At 49.0% G+C, this 20,158-nt stretch carries 13 protein-coding genes; 5 read left to right on the forward strand and 8 right to left on the reverse strand.

The window, feature by feature from the left end; all coding sequences use genetic code 11:
• The first annotated feature begins 31 nt into the window (after positions 1-31).
• Positions 32-2,389 (forward strand): DEAD/DEAH box helicase, encoded by a 2,358-nt coding sequence (locus tag W04_RS16035; RefSeq protein ID WP_053911601.1) that lies wholly within the window; start codon positions 32-34, stop codon positions 2,387-2,389.
• On the opposite strand, the gene W04_RS16040 is transcribed toward W04_RS16035, so the two are convergent.
• From W04_RS16040 to W04_RS16065, 6 genes are all read right to left on the reverse strand, one after another.
• Positions 2,386-5,286 (reverse strand): ligand-binding sensor domain-containing diguanylate cyclase, encoded by a 2,901-nt coding sequence (locus W04_RS16040; protein ID WP_053911577.1) that lies wholly within the window; start codon positions 5,284-5,286, stop codon positions 2,386-2,388. The genes W04_RS16035 and W04_RS16040 overlap by 4 nt on opposite strands.
• Positions 5,287-5,493: 207 nt before the next feature.
• Positions 5,494-6,699 (reverse strand): M23 family metallopeptidase, encoded by a 1,206-nt coding sequence (locus W04_RS16045; RefSeq protein WP_053911578.1) that lies wholly within the window; start codon positions 6,697-6,699, stop codon positions 5,494-5,496.
• Between the two features lie 103 nt (positions 6,700-6,802).
• Positions 6,803-7,456: a CatA-like O-acetyltransferase gene (locus W04_RS16050; protein WP_053911579.1), complete on the reverse strand. Its 654-nt coding sequence runs from the start codon at positions 7,454-7,456 to the stop codon at positions 6,803-6,805.
• Positions 7,457-7,542: 86 nt separating this feature from the next.
• Positions 7,543-8,583, reverse strand: coding sequence for a Glu/Leu/Phe/Val dehydrogenase (locus tag W04_RS16055; RefSeq protein ID WP_045978088.1), 1,041 nt, complete (start codon positions 8,581-8,583; stop codon positions 7,543-7,545).
• 365 nt (positions 8,584-8,948) lie between these two features.
• The gene (locus tag W04_RS16060; RefSeq protein WP_053911580.1) at positions 8,949-11,012 is read right to left on the reverse strand and encodes a S9 family peptidase; all 2,064 of its coding nucleotides are present in this window, start codon (positions 11,010-11,012) and stop codon (positions 8,949-8,951) included.
• 55 nt (positions 11,013-11,067) lie between these two features.
• Positions 11,068-12,594, reverse strand: a complete 1,527-nt coding sequence (locus tag W04_RS16065; protein ID WP_053911581.1) for a fumarate hydratase — start codon at positions 12,592-12,594, stop codon at positions 11,068-11,070.
• Between the two features lie 154 nt (positions 12,595-12,748).
• On the opposite strand from W04_RS16065, the gene pabB reads away from it, so the two are divergent.
• The 3 genes from pabB (at position 12,749) to W04_RS16080 (ending at position 16,146) form a co-directional block, all read left to right on the forward strand.
• Entirely contained in the window at positions 12,749-14,098 is a 1,350-nt protein-coding gene (pabB, locus tag W04_RS16070; RefSeq protein WP_053911582.1) for an aminodeoxychorismate synthase component I, read from the forward strand.
• On the forward strand, positions 14,095-14,688 hold the full coding sequence (locus W04_RS16075) for a CoA pyrophosphatase (protein WP_053911583.1): 594 nt from the start codon (positions 14,095-14,097) through the stop codon (positions 14,686-14,688). The genes pabB and W04_RS16075 overlap by 4 nt, the downstream gene beginning before the upstream one ends.
• An 81-nt stretch (positions 14,689-14,769) precedes the next feature.
• Positions 14,770-16,146: an L-serine ammonia-lyase gene (locus W04_RS16080; protein ID WP_022944049.1), complete on the forward strand. Its 1,377-nt coding sequence runs from the start codon at positions 14,770-14,772 to the stop codon at positions 16,144-16,146.
• 56 nt (positions 16,147-16,202) lie between these two features.
• Here the strand turns inward: W04_RS16080 and cysB are convergent, their stop codons facing one another.
• Positions 16,203-17,180: an HTH-type transcriptional regulator CysB gene (cysB, locus tag W04_RS16085; RefSeq protein WP_022944048.1), complete on the reverse strand. Its 978-nt coding sequence runs from the start codon at positions 17,178-17,180 to the stop codon at positions 16,203-16,205.
• 331 nt (positions 17,181-17,511) lie between these two features.
• Between cysB and W04_RS16090 the strand changes: the two genes are divergently transcribed.
• Positions 17,512-18,276 (forward strand): hypothetical protein, encoded by a 765-nt coding sequence (locus W04_RS16090; protein ID WP_022944047.1) that lies wholly within the window; start codon positions 17,512-17,514, stop codon positions 18,274-18,276.
• Positions 18,277-18,634: 358 nt separating this feature from the next.
• Here W04_RS16090 and W04_RS16100 read toward each other — a convergent pair whose 3' ends face one another.
• Positions 18,635-19,927: an NCS2 family permease gene (locus W04_RS16100; protein ID WP_053911585.1), complete on the reverse strand. Its 1,293-nt coding sequence runs from the start codon at positions 19,925-19,927 to the stop codon at positions 18,635-18,637.
• Between the last annotated feature and the right edge of the window lie 231 nt (positions 19,928-20,158).

Genomic DNA, 20,158 nt, shown 5'->3' on the forward strand with positions numbered 1-20,158 from the left:
CTACAAGCTTAAACAACATTATTTGTATCCCATGACATTACCAATCGAGGCAATAAAAGATCAGTTTTTATCAACACTTAGGCAGCAAAATGTAATCGTGCATGCGCCAACCGGCAGCGGTAAGTCCACCAACTTACCGCTATGGGCAAGCACACAAGGGCGTGTTTTGGTTGTGCAACCACGGCGTATCGCGGCCACCTCGTTGGCGAACTATTTGGCTGAGCAATGCCAGCAAAAACCAGGACAAAGCATCGGCTACGCGATTCGCTTTGAGGCTAAAATGGCGGCCCAAACCCAGGTTGTGTTTGCCACCCCTGGGGTCGCACTAAGGTGGTTTTTCGAGCAACAGCTCGCTGATTTTGACGTGGTCATGCTGGATGAGTTTCACGAGCGCCGCTGGGATACCGATTTACTCTTGGCGCTGTTGAAACACCATGGCGAGCACCGCCTGATACTCACCTCCGCGACCTTAGATGACCGTGCTTTAAGCGCTTATCTCACCACCAAAGCGCTCACAAGCCATGGCCGTACCTACCCTATCAGCAGCTACACCTTCGCCAGCGACGCCAGAGCGATGCCCAGCTCCCAAGATTTAGCGGCGCGTGTGCGCCAAGCCTGTGTCTATGCGCTGGATAACAGTGGTGCTGATATTTTGGTGTTTTTACCTGGTCGCGCCGAGATAGCCGCGTGCGTCAGCGCCTGTCAGGACTTACCCGCTGAATGTATTTCTCTACATGGCTCCAGCCCACTCAATGAGCAACAGCGCGCGCTGCGCCAAGGGCCGCTGCGACGCATTATTTTTGCCACTAACGTGGCCGAAACCTCGCTCACCGTGCCTGGGGTCGAATGCGTTATCGATTCCGGGCTTGAGCGCCGCACGCATCTTCGCAAGGGGAAAACCGTACTCGGCCTTGACGCCATAGCTCAAGACTCCATGCGCCAACGTATGGGCCGCTGTGGACGCATCGCGCCTGGGCTGTATATTCGCTTATTTGGTGAGCATGCGCCCTTGCTCAGCACCACGCCGGTAGAGGTGGAACGTGAAGCATTAGACGAACTCGTGCTAGCCAGTGCTTGCGCCGGTATTGCCGTGGATGATTTACCGCTGCTAACCGCGCCGCCGGACTCATCTTTGCAACGAGCGATGACAAAATTACAACGCTTAGGGGCCGTAACCGCAGACGGCTTGGCCACGGCGTTGGGTAAAACCATTTACCCACTTCCTGTGGATGCTGATTTAGGTATGCTGATCCACAACATGCCCAGCAATGTATTGCGCCAAGCAATGATTGACTTGGCCGCCGCCATCGCCACCCCAGCGGCGCTATTTTCGCCGCCAAGCAGCAGTGAGCGTGAACAACTGCAAGCGCAACTCGGTGAGCAGTATGCCCTGTGCGACCTCGCGCTGCATATCGCCGTGGTCCGTGGCGGTGCTGCACAGCACATACTCACTATCAATAGCGAGGCGCTTAGCGAAGCGCGCACCTATGCCAACTATTTACGCCATGCCTATCAATTACCAGAGCTCGATAAAGCAGCGCGATACCAACATGCCACCCTAGTCGAGGCCATCGCCGAGCTAAACCCACACTGTGTCCATGTAAAACGCGATAATCGCCGTGGCAGCTTCGCCAATGGCGAAGATGAAGTGCGTCCTGCAAAAAGCTCCCTGCTTCAACACAACAGCAATGCGGCGCTGGTACTGGCAACATTTTCCTTAGCCGGGCGCGGTAAAAAGCACGCCGACACCTTAGCGACTATGTGTGCGCCAATGCAATTATCCCAAGTGCGCCAAGCTGTTCCTTACGACACCACCTTAGGCCAGTGTTATTGGTATGTTGACGAGCAGTGCCCGGAGGGAGAAATTCGTGCTGATATTATCCACAGCTATGCGGGAGTCGAGTTAGGGTCAAGGCATCAGCGCGTCGATGGCCAACACCTAAGCGCCAGCGTGGTTGCCCTGATGCGTGACAACCAGTTATTCGCCGGCAGCTATGAGCGGATATCGCAGGCTATTGCTCAGCATAATTTGTATCAGGCTTACCATCAACAACCAGCCATTGATATGGATGCCGATACCTTTATCGCTGAGCGTTTACATTCTCTGGGTGTGCAAAGCCAAGAAGATCTGCAGTTAATCGAGACCGATGATCTGCACTATCAGGGCATTGACCCTTGGCATGCGAAAGACTTTAATGAGCGCTTTCCCTTGCAAGTCACGCTCCCGAGTATGGTACTCAACATCGAATATCACTTTCGCGCTAAGCGGTTAATCGCCCATTACCACAGCGGCGAGCGCAAAGACCCACCCAAGCGCTGGGAGTTACCGGCGTGGAGTGGCCTTAAAATTCAATATAAAAAAGCCAGTAAGCTTGTGGATATCCGCTAGAGCATTGGCTTTTGGTACACCACGACTTGGTTTCTGCCGCCCTGCTTCGCTTGATATAGGGCGTTATCCGCTTGGGCGAGCATTCGGTCATAGTCCTGTGCGCCTTGACTGTCGGCAACGCCGATACTCACGGTAATATGCACACCATCGGCAAGCGCCGAGTAATCATGGCCGGATATCAATACCCGAATACGCTCGGCGCAGACTTGCGCCTCATGTACACTGAACCCTGGCAGTAGCAATGTGAACTCCTCCCCACCCCAGCGAGCAAACATCGCCTCTTGCGGCGCACAATGATGAATGAGGTTGGCCACTTCGGTGATCACTTTATCCCCGACCATGTGCGAGTATTTATCATTGATGTTTTTGAAGTGATCAATATCAATGATCGCTAAGCTTAGAGGTTGTTGTTGCTGCTTAGCTTGCTCAAAATGCGCTATCAACCATTTGTCAAAGGCACGACGATTCGCCACCCCGGTGAGTTGGTCATGCGTCGCTTGATGTTCAAAGGCTTTAGCTTGCTCGGCTAGGCTGCGAGTTTGCGCCTGCACCCTTAACTTTAACTGAGCTTCGCTGCGCTTAAGGTGTAAAAAGCGCAAACGATATAGGGTAAATAATGCCAGTGCTAACACCACAATCATTACGACTTTAAAGCTGAGTGTTTGCCAAAACTTAGGGGTAATGGTGAAATGAAAGCGTGCCGCAGATGCGGGCCATTCGCTATAAGGATAACGCGCCTGCACGTGAAACTCGTAATTACCGGGCGGTAAATTAGTGTATTCGGTCAGTGTGAGGTTACCGCGATTTATCCAGTTATTATCAAAGCCTTTGAGCTTAGTTTGATACTCAATGCGCTCCGGCATAATAAAGCCTAAACCAGCATAGGTAATAGATAAACGGTCTGTTTCTGAAGGCACCGTTAACGACGTTTTATCAAGGTTAGGTAGAAAGCCTTGCTCATCGTCAAAACCAATACTCTCGATGCTCACCGGCAGTGAGACACTGGCCATACGAACCAACTTCGCTGGGTCGACCACCGCTGCACCACGCGCTGTCGCAATCCAAACGCTGTCATCATGATGGCGCACTGCTGGGTATTGGGAGCCGCCGTTGGCTTGTGAGCTAAGCATGCCATCACCTTCATCAAATAAGGTGAATTCTAATTGTGCATCTTCGCTATCAAGGGAAGCCATCACATGAGCTTGACTTATGCGGATCACACCTCGGTTACTGGAAAGCCACAAGTGATCATACTTATCATTTACAACGGCAAACAGCTTATCAACCGGTAACCCTTGCTCTCGACCGAGCTTGCGCAGACGATGACTTTGATAATCATAATGGAGCAGCCCGCGATCGGTGGCCATCCACAGCGTATCATCCTGAACTAAAAACCCAAATGCGTAGTCGGCATCGAAATGCTCGCGCAACGGCAAGGTGGTAAACTGCCCTTGGTGATAAAAAGCAACACCGACCCCGGTGCCTATCCACAGTCGCTGTTGTTTATCTTGCGCCAGCGCCATAATAAAGTTACCGGGCAAACCTTGTTTGTCGGTCAAGGTTGTTACTTCTTCGGCGTTTTTCATACGCACAAGGCCACCCGCAGTGCCAATCCATAACGTACCGTCAGCTTGCTCGTGAAGGGCCCTTACTTCGTTGCTCGGCAGACCCGTATCCCGGTTGATCACTGTTGTCAGACGTTGGCCGTCAAAATACATCAACCCGCTGGTATAGGTACCGACATACACACCACCACGTTGGCTACTCGTGAGTGAAAGTACAGAAATGGGCGCATCCAGAGGAGATGAAATTTGCTCCACCTGTCCTTGGGTGTAGCGGTTTAAACCGTTACTGGTACCAATGTAGAGCGCTCCATCAGTGTGCGAGAGCACACTACGCACATAATCTCCTGAGAGCCCACGTGCGGTATTGACGGTGGTAAAGGGTGCTTGGCGCAAGCGAAAAAGTCCCCCATTGGTGCCAATCCAAATACTGTGTTCATTATCTTCAAGCAGCGATAAAATGCGATTGCTTGGTAGGCCAACATTGGCATCCAACTTTTCCAGACCATACTCGCTGAAGCGAAATACCCCTTGATTGATGGTGCCAAGCCAAATGTCACCACGAAAATCAACCAAAATACTCGACACAGAATCGTCTGCGAGAGCGTTATGTAGCAACGTAAATTCGTTATTCACATAACGCCATACACCCTGCTCGGTGCCAACCAATAACGCCCCATCTCGGTCTTCAGCCAACGAATAAATGGCGCCGGTAATAGCGCTATTATCACTGTCAGCACTATGCATGGCTCCATCTTCATAGTAATAAAGGCCGTTATTTGTTGCTGCCCAAATTCGCCCTTCTTGTTGCTCGAAGACTTGATAGGCACTGACATTAGGCAGCAAATTTTGCTCGTCGCTCTGTTGTGTTCTGCGCACCAAGCCGCCATCTTCTAGCGCCAGCCATAAGGCGCCATCACCACTGCGCACGGCAAAATTCACCATCGTTTGTGCCGGTTTAAGTGCTTGCCAACGCTCGCGCTTGACCACGCTGATCCCACCCCGAGAACCAGCTACATAGAGCTGCTGAGTCGCTTTATCGACATTGAGGCTGCGGATCCCTGAATCGGGCAACCCGGTGAGAACGCCGCGAGTAAAAAGCTTAAAAGTACGGCCATTAAAACGGGCGACACCTTCCCATGTACCTACCCAGACATAACCATCGGGAGTTTGAGCTAGGGCATTAACACTGTTGTGAGGCAAACCATCACGGGTATCCCAGGTTTCGGCAAAGTAGTGACTTAGGGGAACATTACTAGGAATGTTTTTGGGGACTTGATTGGCGAAACTGCTTAGGCTTAACAGTGAAATAGCTAAATAAAGGATGATTTTCACAGCAGCGCGCCTACGTTTTTTTTTATTATTAAATTTTATTCTACTTCAAACACATAAAATAACAATTAGCTTGAGCCAAATCGCTTACAACTAATAACAATAGGCACTATAACGCCCTTCAATAAGAACTTAACCTTTTGAATTTAAATATAAACCTTTAGTGAAGATAATGTAAATAGCGCCGTAGACCGGCGCTATCCGTTCGCACTAGCGATACAGGCGCTGCCACGCACAGGTTTTATAACCGTTACGCTCAAAGTAAAAGTTGTAGCAATTATAGTCATAGTTGTAATTACCCACATCAATACGATAACCACTAATATAGCGATTTTGTAGGCTCACATATTGGCCATTATACAGCAGTGAAAAATGCACATGTGGTCCCGTTGACTGACCACCCTGACACAGCGCAGTACTTTGATTGTTAGCATAGCGCCCTATCCAACTCCCTGCGGATATATAATCACCGGAGTAAAATTGCAACGCATCCATGTGGTAGTAGTTGGTCGCGTAGCCACTTGGGTGAGTGATGCGAATATTACATTGCGAATAACGTGTAACAGTGCCCTCATGGGCCGCTTGCACCCAAGGTGTATTGCTGCCCCATCCTCCAGAGCCATTATTAAAGTCTAACGAGGAGTACGGATATCCAGAGCCGGTGTTAGAGTGTGCCCCCCCACTGAACCATGCATAGCCCCTTGGCCACGGAAGATTCATACGAAAAGCTACCTGAGCGTGAGGCTGCGCACTGAGCGCTTGGCGCTGTGGGGCTGATACCTGCTTTTGCGTCAGTTGTATTGATGGTTTCCCGGTCACAACCTCATAGGCACTCATCAACGCGGTGATCTTCTTACCCTTACGCGGGCGGCGCGGACCCACCGGCTTTTGCCGCATAATAAACATATCGACCAGCGCAAAACTGGCGACATCTTGATTAAATTGCTGGCTGCTTTGTGCGAAGCGTTTATAGGCATAAAAGGTATGGCTGAGCCGGTTAGTGACATCGCGAAGCTGCGCTTCAAATCCGACTTCATCACTCAAATCAGCGAAAGGCCTTTGCATTGCCTCGGCAGTGGGGTTCGTGACTAGTTGGCTCTGCTGCTCCATTAATGCTAATAACAGCTCTGGGTTGATACTGGCGTAGCCAGCGAAATGCAGTATCGTTTCTTGCTTTGCTTGTAATTCGCTATTGAGCCCAGCGAAGAAATTAGTCCAATCCCGCGCTGCCAGAGCGTTATTAAAAACAAACTGTTCATCGGCAATAAGCGCTTCGCTGTGTAAATCAATCAGCGCCATATCTTGCTTAGCAACAATGCGCTCGGGTAACTGGGCATGCTCTGCCTGCACCGAAAAGCTCAATAGTGTTGTTGCACCGGCGCAGGCTATGCCGGTGAGTATGATGTTCAATTTCATCTTTGTTCCCTCTACCGTTATCATGTCCCGTATGTGGGAATACTCACTATAGATCTATAAAGGGAACAAATGTAAATTTAATGTTTAAATATTTACATTTAAATCACAAATAATCCGAAGGATTATGCATCATTTCCTGCAATACTTGAATATATTTTGCACTATGCAGACCATCCATCAGTGCATGATGCACATCCAGGGCTAAAGGCATGCAACCTGAAACTTTATCATATTGCCCCAACACCACTTTAGGAATACCGTGAGTAGCACCCAAACAAGTAGCGTGAGAAAAACTACTAAATTGCAACCACGGCAATACCGATACATGCAGCACATCGGCGCGCCCTTCGGTGTGCGCGAAAGCCTCACTAAACAAAGGCTCACACGCAGCACGGGCTTTTTCTTCGCGCATACGCTGGGTATAAGTTGTATAACATGGCGTGTCATCGAGATAACTAAAGCGAAAGCTGTCATCCTCGGCCAGTTGCACCACACTCATCGTCACTTGCTGATAATGCACAGGCTGATCATCGACAATACGTAGCCCCATTGGCCAATATTGCTGCGCGCTTTTGTGCACCAAATAAATGTAAGCGCTAAAAAAAGACAAAGCCTGCGCTTGGCAGTATGCAAATAACAGCCGTGCGTCTAGGCGCACACACACATTGAAGTAAGGTTGGTGGAAATCTTTGAAAAAGGCAAAGTGCTGTGCACGCGGCCATTGCTGGAGGTCCACTTGCGTGGCGGGATAAGGCATTATCTACTCGACAACAAAAAAGGCATGCCCAAGAGCATGCCTTAATCTGGTATTAGGAGCAATAAAATGCGCCTAAACGCTGAGTACTAAAGACCCTGAGCGATGATCTCTTCTGCCAGTTTATCAGCGATAACATGCGTTGATACCTGCTCTTTTTCCGAGCGTTGGAAAATCTCCAACAAAGTATCAAAGATGCCTTCAACGTGCTTAGTCGCATCGTCAGCATTATAGCCTTGTGGCTTGGTTTCGTAATAGACATTGATGATGCCGCCGGCGTTAATAACGTAGTCTGGCGCATACAGCATGCCTTTTTCACGAATGATCTCACCATGACGAGGCTCCGCTAACTGGTTGTTAGCACAACCGGCAATGATCGTAGCCTTAATACGCGGAATGGTGTTGTCATTAATAGTCGCTCCTAGCGCACAAGGTGCGTATACATCCACATCCAGGTCATAAATGTCGTCAATGCCCACAGCTGTGGCATTGAAGTCATTGACTACACGCGCTACCGACTGCTCGTTAATATCGGTCACAAATAGCTCTGCGCCAGCGTTATGCAAATGTTTACATAGGTCGTAGGCCACAGCGCCTAGGCCCTGTACCGCCACTTTCACACCTTCAAGGTTTTGATGACCGTGCTTGTGTTGAAAAGCCGCTTTAATACCTAGGAAAGTACCTAAAGCAGTAAACGGCGATGGATTACCACTTTTACCTTCCAAGCCCATTACATAGTTTGTTTCTTGGTGCATCATCATTACATCACCGGTGGTGATGTTGACATCTTCAGCAGAATAGTAGCTTCCGCCTAAACGCTCTAGTTGCTTACCAAAAGCACGAAATAGTGCTTCTGATTTAATGCTTTTTGCATCGCCGATGATCACAGATTTACCGCCACCGAAAGGCAAACGCGCCACAGCGTTCTTGTAAGTCATGCCTTTGGAAAGACGTAGTACGTCGGTAACGGCTTCTTCATCACTGGCATAGTTCCACAACCGGCAACCGCCCACAGCCGGGCCTAGGTTAGTGTTGTGTACGGCAATAATTGCCTTTAGGCCTGATTCTTTATCACTACAAAAAACCACTTGCTCGTGGTTATCGAAATCAACTTGATTAAAAACAGCCACTGTTATTCTCCGAACTTGTTACCCTACTTGGGTGCGCTGAAATTGCCGCAGACTCTATCACTAAGTGCTGTGCCTTACCACTATATAAGATGATAAAACCACGCATTTCCTTTGTGGTTGAATTTCTATTCACACATAGAACAGTAAGTGAATATTTAATTCAAAATATGGTTAAATTAACGAACTTTAAACTACAACCAATCACCCTATGTACCACCTTTATCCACGCCCATCTGACGTTTACGTTAACGGCAACACCTATGTAAATATTTTAATACGCTGGGCGGGAATGTCGAGTTTCAAGGAGGACGGGCGCTGCCAGTCTAATCGCTGGCGACGCCCTTAACTGGTCAGAGCAGAACTTATTATTGTTCGCTCTGTGGCTGGGTGTACTTTGCCATCCACGCAAATACTTGCTGATACCAGTGAATTAAATTATCAGGGTTATGGATCCAATGATTTTCCTCAGGGTAGACCACCAGCCGCGAGTCGATGCCCTTGCGTTGCAAGGTGGTAAACGCCCCTAAACTTTGCGCATATGGTACGCGGTAGTCTTTAAGGCCTTGAGTCACTAACATCGGTGTTTGCCAATTGGCGACGAAGTTAGCCGGGTTATACTTACTGTAATCCCCGTCTTTCGCCCAAAACGGGCCGCCCATCTCATGCTCAGCGAACCACAATTCTTCGGTGCTTTGATGGAAGCTTGGCATATCAAACAAGCCCGCATGATTAACCAGACAGTTAAAGCCTTTAGGCCAATTTCCGGCAATCCAGTTCATCATGTAACCGCCGTAGGAGGCACCGAGGGCACAGCCGTTGTTAATGTCTAACCAGACATAATTATCGCCCACGTAATCGAGACCTTTTTGTAGGTCTAGCAGCGGTTTACCTCCCCAATCGCGGGAAATAGAATTGGTAAACGCTTGGCCATAGCCCACCGAGCCGTGAAAATCTATCATCACTACGCCATAGCCTTGCGCCGCCCAAAGCTGAGCATTCCAACGACTGTGGAACATATTGCCGAACGACCCTTGCGGCCCCCCATGGACTAAAAATGCCAGTGGATAGCGCTTGTTGGCATCGAACTGGGCCGGCTTAACAAGATAACCGTATACTTGTTCATCGTTGGCACCGCTGAAGCTAAATTGCTCTACGTCACCTAAAGTCACATCAGCCATTTTTTCTTTATTGACATCACTTAACTGCATTAAGCCGCTGCCATCGCGATTAATACGATAGAGCTCTTTCGGTGAATTCAGAGCATGGCGAGAAAACACGATTTGCTCGCCTACGACCTGCACGTCACCGACATAGCCATCGCTGAACACGCTACGGATATCGCCAAACCCGGTGCTGATTTCAAATAAGCTGGTCTGGCCTAAATCTTTGGCGGTGGCATAAATAGCACGGCCATTCGCACCGAATTGGAAGCTGCTCACACTGCGATCCCACTGCGGTGCCAGTGCTTTGTTCTCACCAGTGCGCAAATCTAGCAACTGCAAAGTGAACTTGTCTGATTCAAAGCCAGGTTTTATCGTCGCTTTATAGGCAAGGTAGCGGCCGTCAGCGGAGAACTGCGGCGCTGCATCCCAGGCTTTGTTTGCTTCGGTGAGGTTGCGAATAGAGCCGCCTTCGATAGCCACTTCAAATAAATCGAAGTTTGTGCTCCAAGCGTTATCCGGGGCTTTAACCTTAGCGCTGAAAACCACCTTGGTGCCATCGGGGCTAATTGCCACTTCTTCCATGCCGGAAAAAGGCTTAGCAGGAACATCGGTTTGCCACTGTGGGGTGATGTCTTTAGCGTCGGTGATCACTTTGTCAGCAAGTTTAGCACTAAATAGATGACGTACTTTATCGTCATTCCAGTGATCCCAATGCCGCACCATTAAACTGTCATAGACTTGGCCGTTATGGGCCGGTGGATTGGCATCGCGCTCGATAGTGCACGCTAAGGTATCACAATCGGGATACACATCTAAGCTCAGTACCACGGATTGGTTGTCAGAACTTAAGGTGTAACCCTCGATATCCACAGGTAAGTCGGTGACGGGGCGCGCCTCTCCGCCGCTAAGGGGTAGTCGCCACAGCTGATTGGAGCCCGATCGGGATGATAAAAAGTAGATAGCTTGGCCATCGCTAGAAAAGCGTACCGCTGTTTCACTGCTGCTGTCATAGGTTAACCGTGTCGCTTTCGCTAAATTGGCCGAGCCAGTATAACTGCTGCTCATTGCTGATAAGGGCTGCAGATATAAATCGCTGCCCTCGGGCGTTTTTACACCGTAAACGAGCTGCCTTCCATCACTGGATACCGCTACACTGTGCACTTTATTGAGCTGAGTTAGTTTTTCAACGCTGAGTACTTCAGCCTGGGCGCTCAGCGCTGAGCCGCCAAGCAACATCACACTGAGGATAGAATTTATTGTTGTCATTGTTTCACTCCATAAAAAAGAGCGCCAGGGCGCCCTTCTTAACCGAACCGATGCATTACTTCAACGCACCATCCAATTCTTCAATTTTTGCTTTCCAAATTGCTGGACCTTGGGTGTGAGCATTTGCTCCTTCGCTGTCCACGGCCACAGTGACCGGCATATCTTCCACTTCAAATTCGTAGATAGCTTCCATACCTAAGTCCTCAAATGCCACCACGCGGGCCTTTTTAATCGCTTTGGCGACCAGGTAAGCGGCGCCGCCAACAGCCATTAAGTATACCGCCTTGTTGTCTTTTATTGAGGCAACTGTAGCTGGACCGCGTTCAGCCTTACCAATCATGCCAATAAGGCCGGTTTTCTCTAGCATCACGTCGGTGAATTTATCCATACGGGTCGAGGTAGTGGGTCCTGCGGGGCCGACGACTTCATCGCCCACCGCATCCACAGGGCCCACGTAGTAAATAAATTTATTGGTAAAATCAACACCCTCAGGCAAGCCTTCACCGCTTTCAATCATTCCTTGCAAACGCTTGTGGGCCGCATCACGACCGGTCAGAATTTTACCGCTAAGCAGCACGGTTTCACCCATCTTCCAGTCTTGGATATCACCCTTGTTAAGGGTATCAAGATTAACGCGACGAGTGTCTTCGCCTACTTCCCAGGTCACTTCTGGCCAATCTTCTAATTTCGGCGGCTGCAAATCGGCGGGACCCGAGCCATCAAGAGTGAAGTGCACATGACGAGTTGCCGCGCAGTTGGGGATCATCACCACAGGCTTTGACGCCGCATGAGTGGGCGCGGTCTTGACCTTTACGTCTACGACGGTGGTTAAACCACCGAGCCCCTGGGCACCAATACCGAGCTTGTTAGCTCGCTCAAAAATCTCCAAGCGCATTTTCTCTTCTGTCGTTTCAGCACCTCGTTCGATCAGCTCATGAATATCCACAGGGTCCATCAACGACTCTTTGGCCAATACCGCTGCTTTTTCCGCAGTGCCGCCAATACCGATACCTAACATACCCGGTGGACACCAACCAGCGCCCATTGTTGGTAAGGTTTTTTCTACCCACTCGGCAACATCATCGGAAGGGTTCAACATCACCATCTTGGTTTTGTTCTCAGAGCCGCCGCCTTTAGCCGCAATCATCACTTCCACTTCATTGCCTGGCACCATATCAATGTGCACCACGGACGGGGTGTTATCTTTGGTATTTTTTCGACTGCCAGCAGGGTCGGCAACAATCGATGCACGTAACGGGTTATCTGGATTGGTGTAGGCACGACGAGTTCCCTCATCCACCATTTGCTGCACCGTCATGTCGGTTTGATCCCACCGCACATCCATACCAACTTTAACAAAACAAGTAACAATGCCGGTATCTTGGCACAGTGGGCGTTTGCCCTCGGCAGACATACGAGAATTAATAAGGATCTGCGCAATGGCGTCTTTGGCCGCCTTGCTTTGCTCTTTGTTATAGGCTTTTTCTAAAGCTTGAACAAAGTCTAGCGGGTGATAAAAAGAAATATACTGCAGCGCATCGGCAATGCTGTCGATAAAATCTTGCTGGCGAATAGTGCTCATGATTAATCCTTCCTACTGGGTCACACCTTCAGTTAATACATAAGTCGGTGCGACGACTCGGTGACGTGTGCACGGTTAGACCGCGTCTTCTGATAAAGTGTAACTTATGATAACCTCCCTGCCCGTTTCGGGCTAGTTCTTCGAGTTGAAGATAATGACAAATTCGCAATTACATTGCCGTAAATTGGCGCTTTCATCCTCGCCGTGTGAGGTGTTTGCACAATTACATCATCTCCAAGGAGCGGTTTTTCTTGACTCTGCTAGTGCAGCGCACGTCAATAGCCGCTTCGATATCTTAGTGATTGAGCCTGAAGCGACGCTCAGCGTCGAGCACAACAAGGTATACCTAGATGGCCTTGAGCTGCATCAGGACGTGTTCGCCTATATGCAGCAACGTCTAGCTGGCCTGTGCACGCAATCCCCGGCGCATGACCTGCCTTTTAGTGGCGGCTGGCTTGGCTACTTTGGCTATGATTTAGGACGCACCCTAGAGCGCCTACCCAGCTTAGCGGCGGACGATATTGCCTTGGCGCAGATGCAACTGGGCCTTTATCTTGATGCTTTAATTTACGATAAAGCGGCCAGCCAATGGTATTATATTGCCCAGCCAACGGTGGATGTCGAAGCCCGTTTACAGCGTTACCTGCAGCCACCCGCCGCCGCAAACGCAGGTAAATTTGCCTTAACCAGTGACTGGGCCTCCAATATGAGCCAAGCGCAATATGCCGATAAATTTACAAAGATACAGGACTATTTGCGCAGCGGCGACTGCTATCAGATCAACCTGGCACAGCGCTTCAGTGCCACATATCAGGGCTGCGAATGGCAAGCCTATCGCCGTTTACGCAGCCACAACAGCGCCCCCTTTTCTGCTTTTATGCGTTTACCGCAAGGCTGCATTTTATCCATTTCGCCAGAGCGCTTTATCGAAGTGCACCACAATCAGGTCGAAAGCAAACCGATTAAAGGCACACTGCCGCGCAGCAGTGACCCTAAAAAAGATCAAGCCTTGGCAGCACAGTTGGCAAGCTCCCCCAAAGACCGCGCCGAGAACGTCATGATTGTCGATTTACTGCGTAATGACCTCGGCAAGGTTGCGAAACCGGGCTCGGTGCATGTGCCCTCACTTTTTGCCATAGAGAGCTTCCCCGCTGTCCATCATTTAGTCAGTACCGTGCAGTCGCAATTGGCTGAGGGCAAAACGGCGCTCGACCAACTGAAGGCCGCATTCCCGGGTGGCTCTATTACCGGTGCCCCAAAAATCCGGGCGATGGAAATCATTGAAGAGCTCGAACCACATCGGCGCAGTGCCTATTGTGGTTCAATTGGCTACATTAGCGCCTGCGGTGATATGGACACCAGTATCACCATTCGTACCTTAGTGGCCAAAGACAATACCCTACATTGCTGGGCCGGTGGTGGCATTGTTGCCGACTCAGATGTTGCCTCTGAGTACCAAGAGACTTACGATAAGGTAAATAAAATCTTACCGGTATTGACGTGATAAAATCACCCCATGCGGCGCTCTCATGCGCTCAGGTTATTGCGCGGTTTAATCTCAGTGCCGCGCCCTCCAGCTTTGTTCCAACCCACCCAAAGCGCCGTAGCGCTGTGGTTATGCTGCTCTCAGAGTCTGAGCACGGAGCACAAGTGTTGCTGTGTAAACGCGGCGCCCATCTGCGCCATCATCCCAGCCAACTGTGCTTTCCAGGGGGAAAGCAAGAGCGCGAAGATAAGACGCTTGCTCACACCGCCCTTAGAGAGCTACACGAGGAGCTAAATATAGACAGCAAAGATGTCACCATCATCGGCCGTCTCGATGAGGTGAGCACCCTCAATGATATGAGTATTACGCCGTATCTAGCACAGCTACGCGCCGGTGCCCGTTGGCAAATTGATCAAAATGAGGTCGAAGCCGCATTTTTTGTGCCTCTGGCTGAACTGTTAGCAACCCAAAACTGGCAGTCTCTGCAGGTCGAGCGGCAACAAAAAAATCTCCACTTTCGCGTTTTTAAAACCCCTTATGGTCTGCTGTGGGGAGCGACCGAGCGAATTATTGAGCGCTTTACGAAGCGCCTTGGTCCGATCAGCTAAAATTAGTGTACAGAGGATTACATCCCTGGTGTTTAACGTTATGATAGGCGCCCGTTCAAAGGCAATGTGAGTATAGATTTTATGATCAGTGCATTCGATATGTTTAGCATTGGCATTGGGCCGTCGTCGTCCCATACCGTAGGCCCAATGCGCGCATCTCGGTTGTTTGTGCAAACCCTGCAAGAGCAAGGCACACTTGAGGATGTTACCGAGGTAAAAGTAGAGCTGTTTGGTTCCTTGGGTCAAACCGGTGTTGGCCATGGCTCAGGTAAAGCTGTTATTTTAGGGCTGGCCGGGTACGACCCAGAGACGGTCGATGCCGACGCCGTGCCCGATATTTTGGCCAAAATCGAGCAAGAGCAGGTTATTTATCTCAATAAAACCCACCAGGCTAAGTTTCCAAAGCAAGGGGCGATTGTATTTCATCGCCGCAAGACTTTGCCCAAGCACTCTAATGCCATGGAGATTATTGCCTTTAAGGGTGATGAGCGCATTGCCTCGCAAGTGTATTACTCTATTGGTGGCGGCTTTATCGTCAGCGACGAGGACTTTGATAAGGAAAAGCAGGCTGCGCTGGATATCCGTGAGCAAAATCCTGCCCCCTACCCGTTCGATAACGCACAGCAACTGCTAGAGCTTTGTAAGGAATCCGGCCTGAGCGTCTCAAGCCTAATGATGGCCAATGAGAAGACCTTGCGCGACGAAGCTGATATCAAAGATGAGTTATTTCATATTTGGCAGGTGATGAAAGCCTGTACTGAACGCGGCATGCGTACTGAGGGCATTCTGCCAGGCGGTCTGAAGGTGCGTCGTCGCGCACCAAGCTTATATTTAAAGTTAAATGTTGAGAACAATAACGACCCACTTAGAGCCATGGATTGGGTTGACCTATTCGCTCTTGCCGTGAACGAAGAAAACGCCGCTGGGGGTCGAGTAGTCACTGCCCCCACCAACGGCGCCGCAGGTATCCTGCCGGCAGTACTCATGTATTACCACACCTTTATCAAAGAGGTGGATCGCGATATCGCCACGCGCTACCTGCTGACCGCAGCAGCAATTGGTATCTTGTATAAAAAGAATGCTTCTATCTCCGGGGCCGAAGTGGGTTGTCAGGGCGAAGTGGGCGTGGCCTGTTCAATGGCTGCGGGCGCCTTAACGGAAATCATGGGCGGTAACGTAGTGCATGTAGAAAATGCAGCTGAAATCGGCATGGAGCATAACCTCGGTCTCACCTGCGATCCTGTGGGCGGCCTTGTGCAAGTGCCTTGCATAGAGCGCAACGCCATGGGTGCGATTAAAGCCATTAATGCCTCACGCCTAGCCATGCGCGGCAGCGGTGAGCAAAAGGTCTCCTTGGATAAAGTGATTAAAACCATGTGGGACACCGGCAATGATATGAAAACCAAATACAAAGAAACCGCTCGAGGCGGTCTGGCGGTAAACATCATTGAGTGTTAATCGCACAAAAGAAAGGCGCCAACAGGCGCCTTTTTTCATATCATATCACTGATCACTTAGCGCACTGGCAACTCAATGCTTTCAAACATCGCATCGACGTCATCTTGATTACGTAATAAGCAGGCTTTTTCAACCCGATCTTTGGTCAAGTGCGGCGCGAAACGCTCAATGAAGTCATACATGTAGCCACGCAAAAACGTTCCTTTACGGAAGCCGATTTTGGTCGTGCTAGCCTCAAATAAGTGGCTGGCATCAATGCACACTAAATCTTTATCGGTGATTTCATCAACAGCCATCGAGGCGACCACCCCGACGCCCAAACCTAAACGTACATAGGTTTTTATAACGTCCGCATCGGTGGCGGTGAAGACTATATGGGGCTCTAACCCCTGAGCATTGAACGCTTTGTCTAGTTCTGAGCGACCCGTAAAGCCAAACACATAAGTGATCAGCGGAAACTCAGCAACATCAGCAATACTAAGGTTATCGGCTTTTTGCGCCAGCGGGTGAGTTTTCGCCACCACAATACTGCGATTCCAGTGATAGCAAGGCAACATCACTAAGTCGGAATACAAGTGTAAGGCTTCTGTTGCAATAGCAAAATCAGCATCTCCACGTGCCGCTGCATCAGAGATTTGCTGCGGCGTACCTTGATGCATATGCAATGAAACCGCCGGGTACTTTTTCATAAAGCCTTGAATGACTTCCGGCAAAGCATAACGCGCTTGAGTGTGGGTGGTGGCAATATTAAGTTTACCTTGGTCTGGCAAGGTATGCTCATTGGCTACAGCCTTAATTCCCTCGACTTTGGAGAGAATCTCACGAGCAATATTGATAATGTCTTTACCGGCACTGGTTACGTGCGTCAGGTGCTTACCACTGCGTCCAAAAATTTGCACCCCTAATTCGTCTTCCAACATACGTACTTGTTTGGAGATACCGGGCTGCGAAGTATAAAGACTCTCCGCTGTGGCGGATACATTGAGGTTATGATTAAGCACCTCAACAATATACTTTAGCTGCTGTAGTTTCATGGTCGTTGTTACTTTCTATTATTATTTTACTTGCGATTGCACCAGGCGTTATACGCAGTGGCCTAGACCCTAATCTTCCTGGTGAATGGGAAGGCAAATCAACACCTTGAGCCCATCTTCTTATACATTTTAGCTATTGCAATTAGCTAGGCTAGCACATTTAATTATGTCTCGGTACTGTTGATTTATGTTCAAGGCTGCGATGTTCTCCTATACTCTTATTTTATTTAATGTTATTTCATGAATTTAACGTGTATTACTACCCCAACCTAGGTTCTTTCGGTTAAGATGGGTGGTAATTGGGCAACTCAATGAGTAAGAGAATCGGGGTATGATAGTCTCTATCATTATTATGTTAATTGTCGCGCTTATCGTTATTGCGGTTTGGGTAAGTGCAGTGCAACAGCATAAAGAAAAGCAAGAAGCTCAGCGCCGCCAAGAGCTCGCAAAGCAGAAAAAAATAATAGAAGAGACGGAAGAAGTGCTGGTCAACAGTGTCAATATCCCGTTATCTAATAATGTGATGATGATTCTTTATCGTCGAATTCACGATGCGCTTGCCGCCATGGTTGAGTTGTCACCCTCCTCGAAAGAGCTTAAATCTCGGCTTAATGATGCAAAAACTCGCTTAACCAGTGGCGTTGATGAGAGCGCCAATATGGGCGAGAACTTTGTTCTTCCCGATCATGATAAACAGCTTATTTCATTGATACAGGGAATAAAGAAGCTGCGCACCATCATGCGCTCTGAACACAGCAAGGGCAAAATCGATACCCCTGTGTTTATGCAAGAAGACAAAACCTTTGAGCGCCTGCAATTAAAGATAAATATTGAAAGCCAAATTAAGCGCGGCGTGGCTGCAAGAAACGCTAATATGGTTGGCTCGGCACGGCAGTATTTCGAAAAGGCGTATGCCACAATTACCGCCCTGAATTACAGCGACGACTATGTCACGAATAAGAAAAATCAGCTTGAGGATTATCTCAACGAGATCAGCTCTGAGTTGAAAGCCTCTAACGCCTCCGCCCGTAAAAAACGCGAAGAGGAAGAAAAAGACGATTTGGATGTGTTATTCGCGCCAAAGAAAAAGTGGTAACAGCGTAAATCAAGCTATAACAGATAGGCCGATATCAAACATCGCCTATCTGCTGCCTGTACCGGGCCATGCAGGGTAAATACCTTACGCAAAATCTGCCCACTACCTTCAATCATTGAGCCATACATACCATCCAGCTGTGTGTGCGAACACCCAAAACCAAACTCTCCATAATGCTGCGCCAGTACGCAGGGCTAGCCATGCTTCTGAGTGTGCTAAAGTACAACTACGAAGTACGACGTCAAGGAGCGACAAGTGACAATAGAGACTGGTTTTTTGAAGCTCGTTGGCTCATACAAAAAATAAAGGCACAGCGTCATAGCTGTGCCTTTTTAGCTGTTATATATGACCTTGCTTACTAAGATAAAAACATGAACTTAAGCAAAAATAGTACTGTTAGAATCCACACACTCAAGCTAATCTCCGCCGCCTTATTACACACTAATTTCACCGCCGTATAAGCGATAAAGCCAAGGGCAATGCCGTGGGCAATGGAAAAAGTTAACGGCGTCATCAACAGCACCACAGCAACTGGAATCGCATCTGTCATATCATCCCAATCAACCAGCTTAAGGTTTTGCAGCATGAGCACCGAGACATACAAAATCGCACCCGCTGTTGCATAAGCTGGAACCATGGCTGCCAAAGGAGCAAAAAACATCATCAGTAGGAAGCAACAGCCCACCACCACAGTTGTTAAGCCTGTACGCCCACCCACTGACACACCGGATACCGACTCAATGTAGGAAGTGGTCGTAGAGGTGCCAAGCATGGAGCCAGCAATTGTCGCCGTACTATCGGCACTCAGTGCTCGACCCAAACGTGGCATACGCCCTTGCTCATCGGCCAATCCCGCTTTTTGCGTTACCGCCACTAAGGTGCCTGAGGTGTCGAACAAATCCACAAACAAGAATGCGAAAATGACACTGAGCATGGATAACTCTAACGCCGAGGCAAAATCTAATTGCATAAAGGTAGGAGCGATGGACGGTGGCGCTGAGATCACCCCTTGATATTCAACCAGCCCCAGGGATAACGCAATGCCTGTAACCAACATAATACTGATCAATACGCCGCTTTTGATATCACGATACAACAACGCCGCTATTACGAAAAAGCTCAGGATAGCGAGCAAAGGCCCACTGCTGGTAATATCACCCATCTGAACGAGCGTGGCTGGACTGGCAACAACAATACCCGCGTTTTTCAGTGCAATGAGCGCCAGAAAAGCGCCAATCCCCGTGGCAATAGCGCGCTTAAGTACCAGTGGAATGGCATTGATTATCCATTCTCTGACCTTAAATAGGCTCAACGCTAAAAAAATACACCCCGACATAAACACCGCCGCTAAAGCCGCCTGCCAGGTGTAACCCATACCTAATACTACGCCGTAGGTAAAAAATGCATTTAAGCCCATGCCTGGCGCTAATGCCAACGGATAATTCGCCCAAAAACCCATAATAAAGCAACCGATAGCAGCAGCAATACAGGTCGCTACAAATGCTGCCCCTTGGTCCATTCCCGCCTCTGCTAGCATTGCCGGGTTGACAAACACGATGTACACCATGGTGATAAAGGTCGTGAGTCCTGCGATAACCTCGCGCTTAACGGAGCTTCCATGCGATTTTATTTTGAACAGTCTTTCGAACATAGGAGTAAACAGTGATACGTAAAATAGAAGCGGCGGATACTAGCATAAATGCGGACAAATGACCGCATGTTTACGCAGCAATATTGGCACCGAAATACAGCTTTAGCTTCTTCGGTATCGCTAAGCGTTTAAAGCAACAAACAAGACGTTTAAAAAAGAAACAAAAAAACTTGCACTGAATAACTGTATAAACTACTGTATACATATACTGTATAAAACACTGTATATGGT

The sequence above is a fragment of the Pseudoalteromonas sp. SW0106-04 genome (genome assembly GCF_001293805.1).
Classification (GTDB): domain Bacteria; phylum Pseudomonadota; class Gammaproteobacteria; order Enterobacterales; family Alteromonadaceae; genus Pseudoalteromonas; species Pseudoalteromonas ruthenica.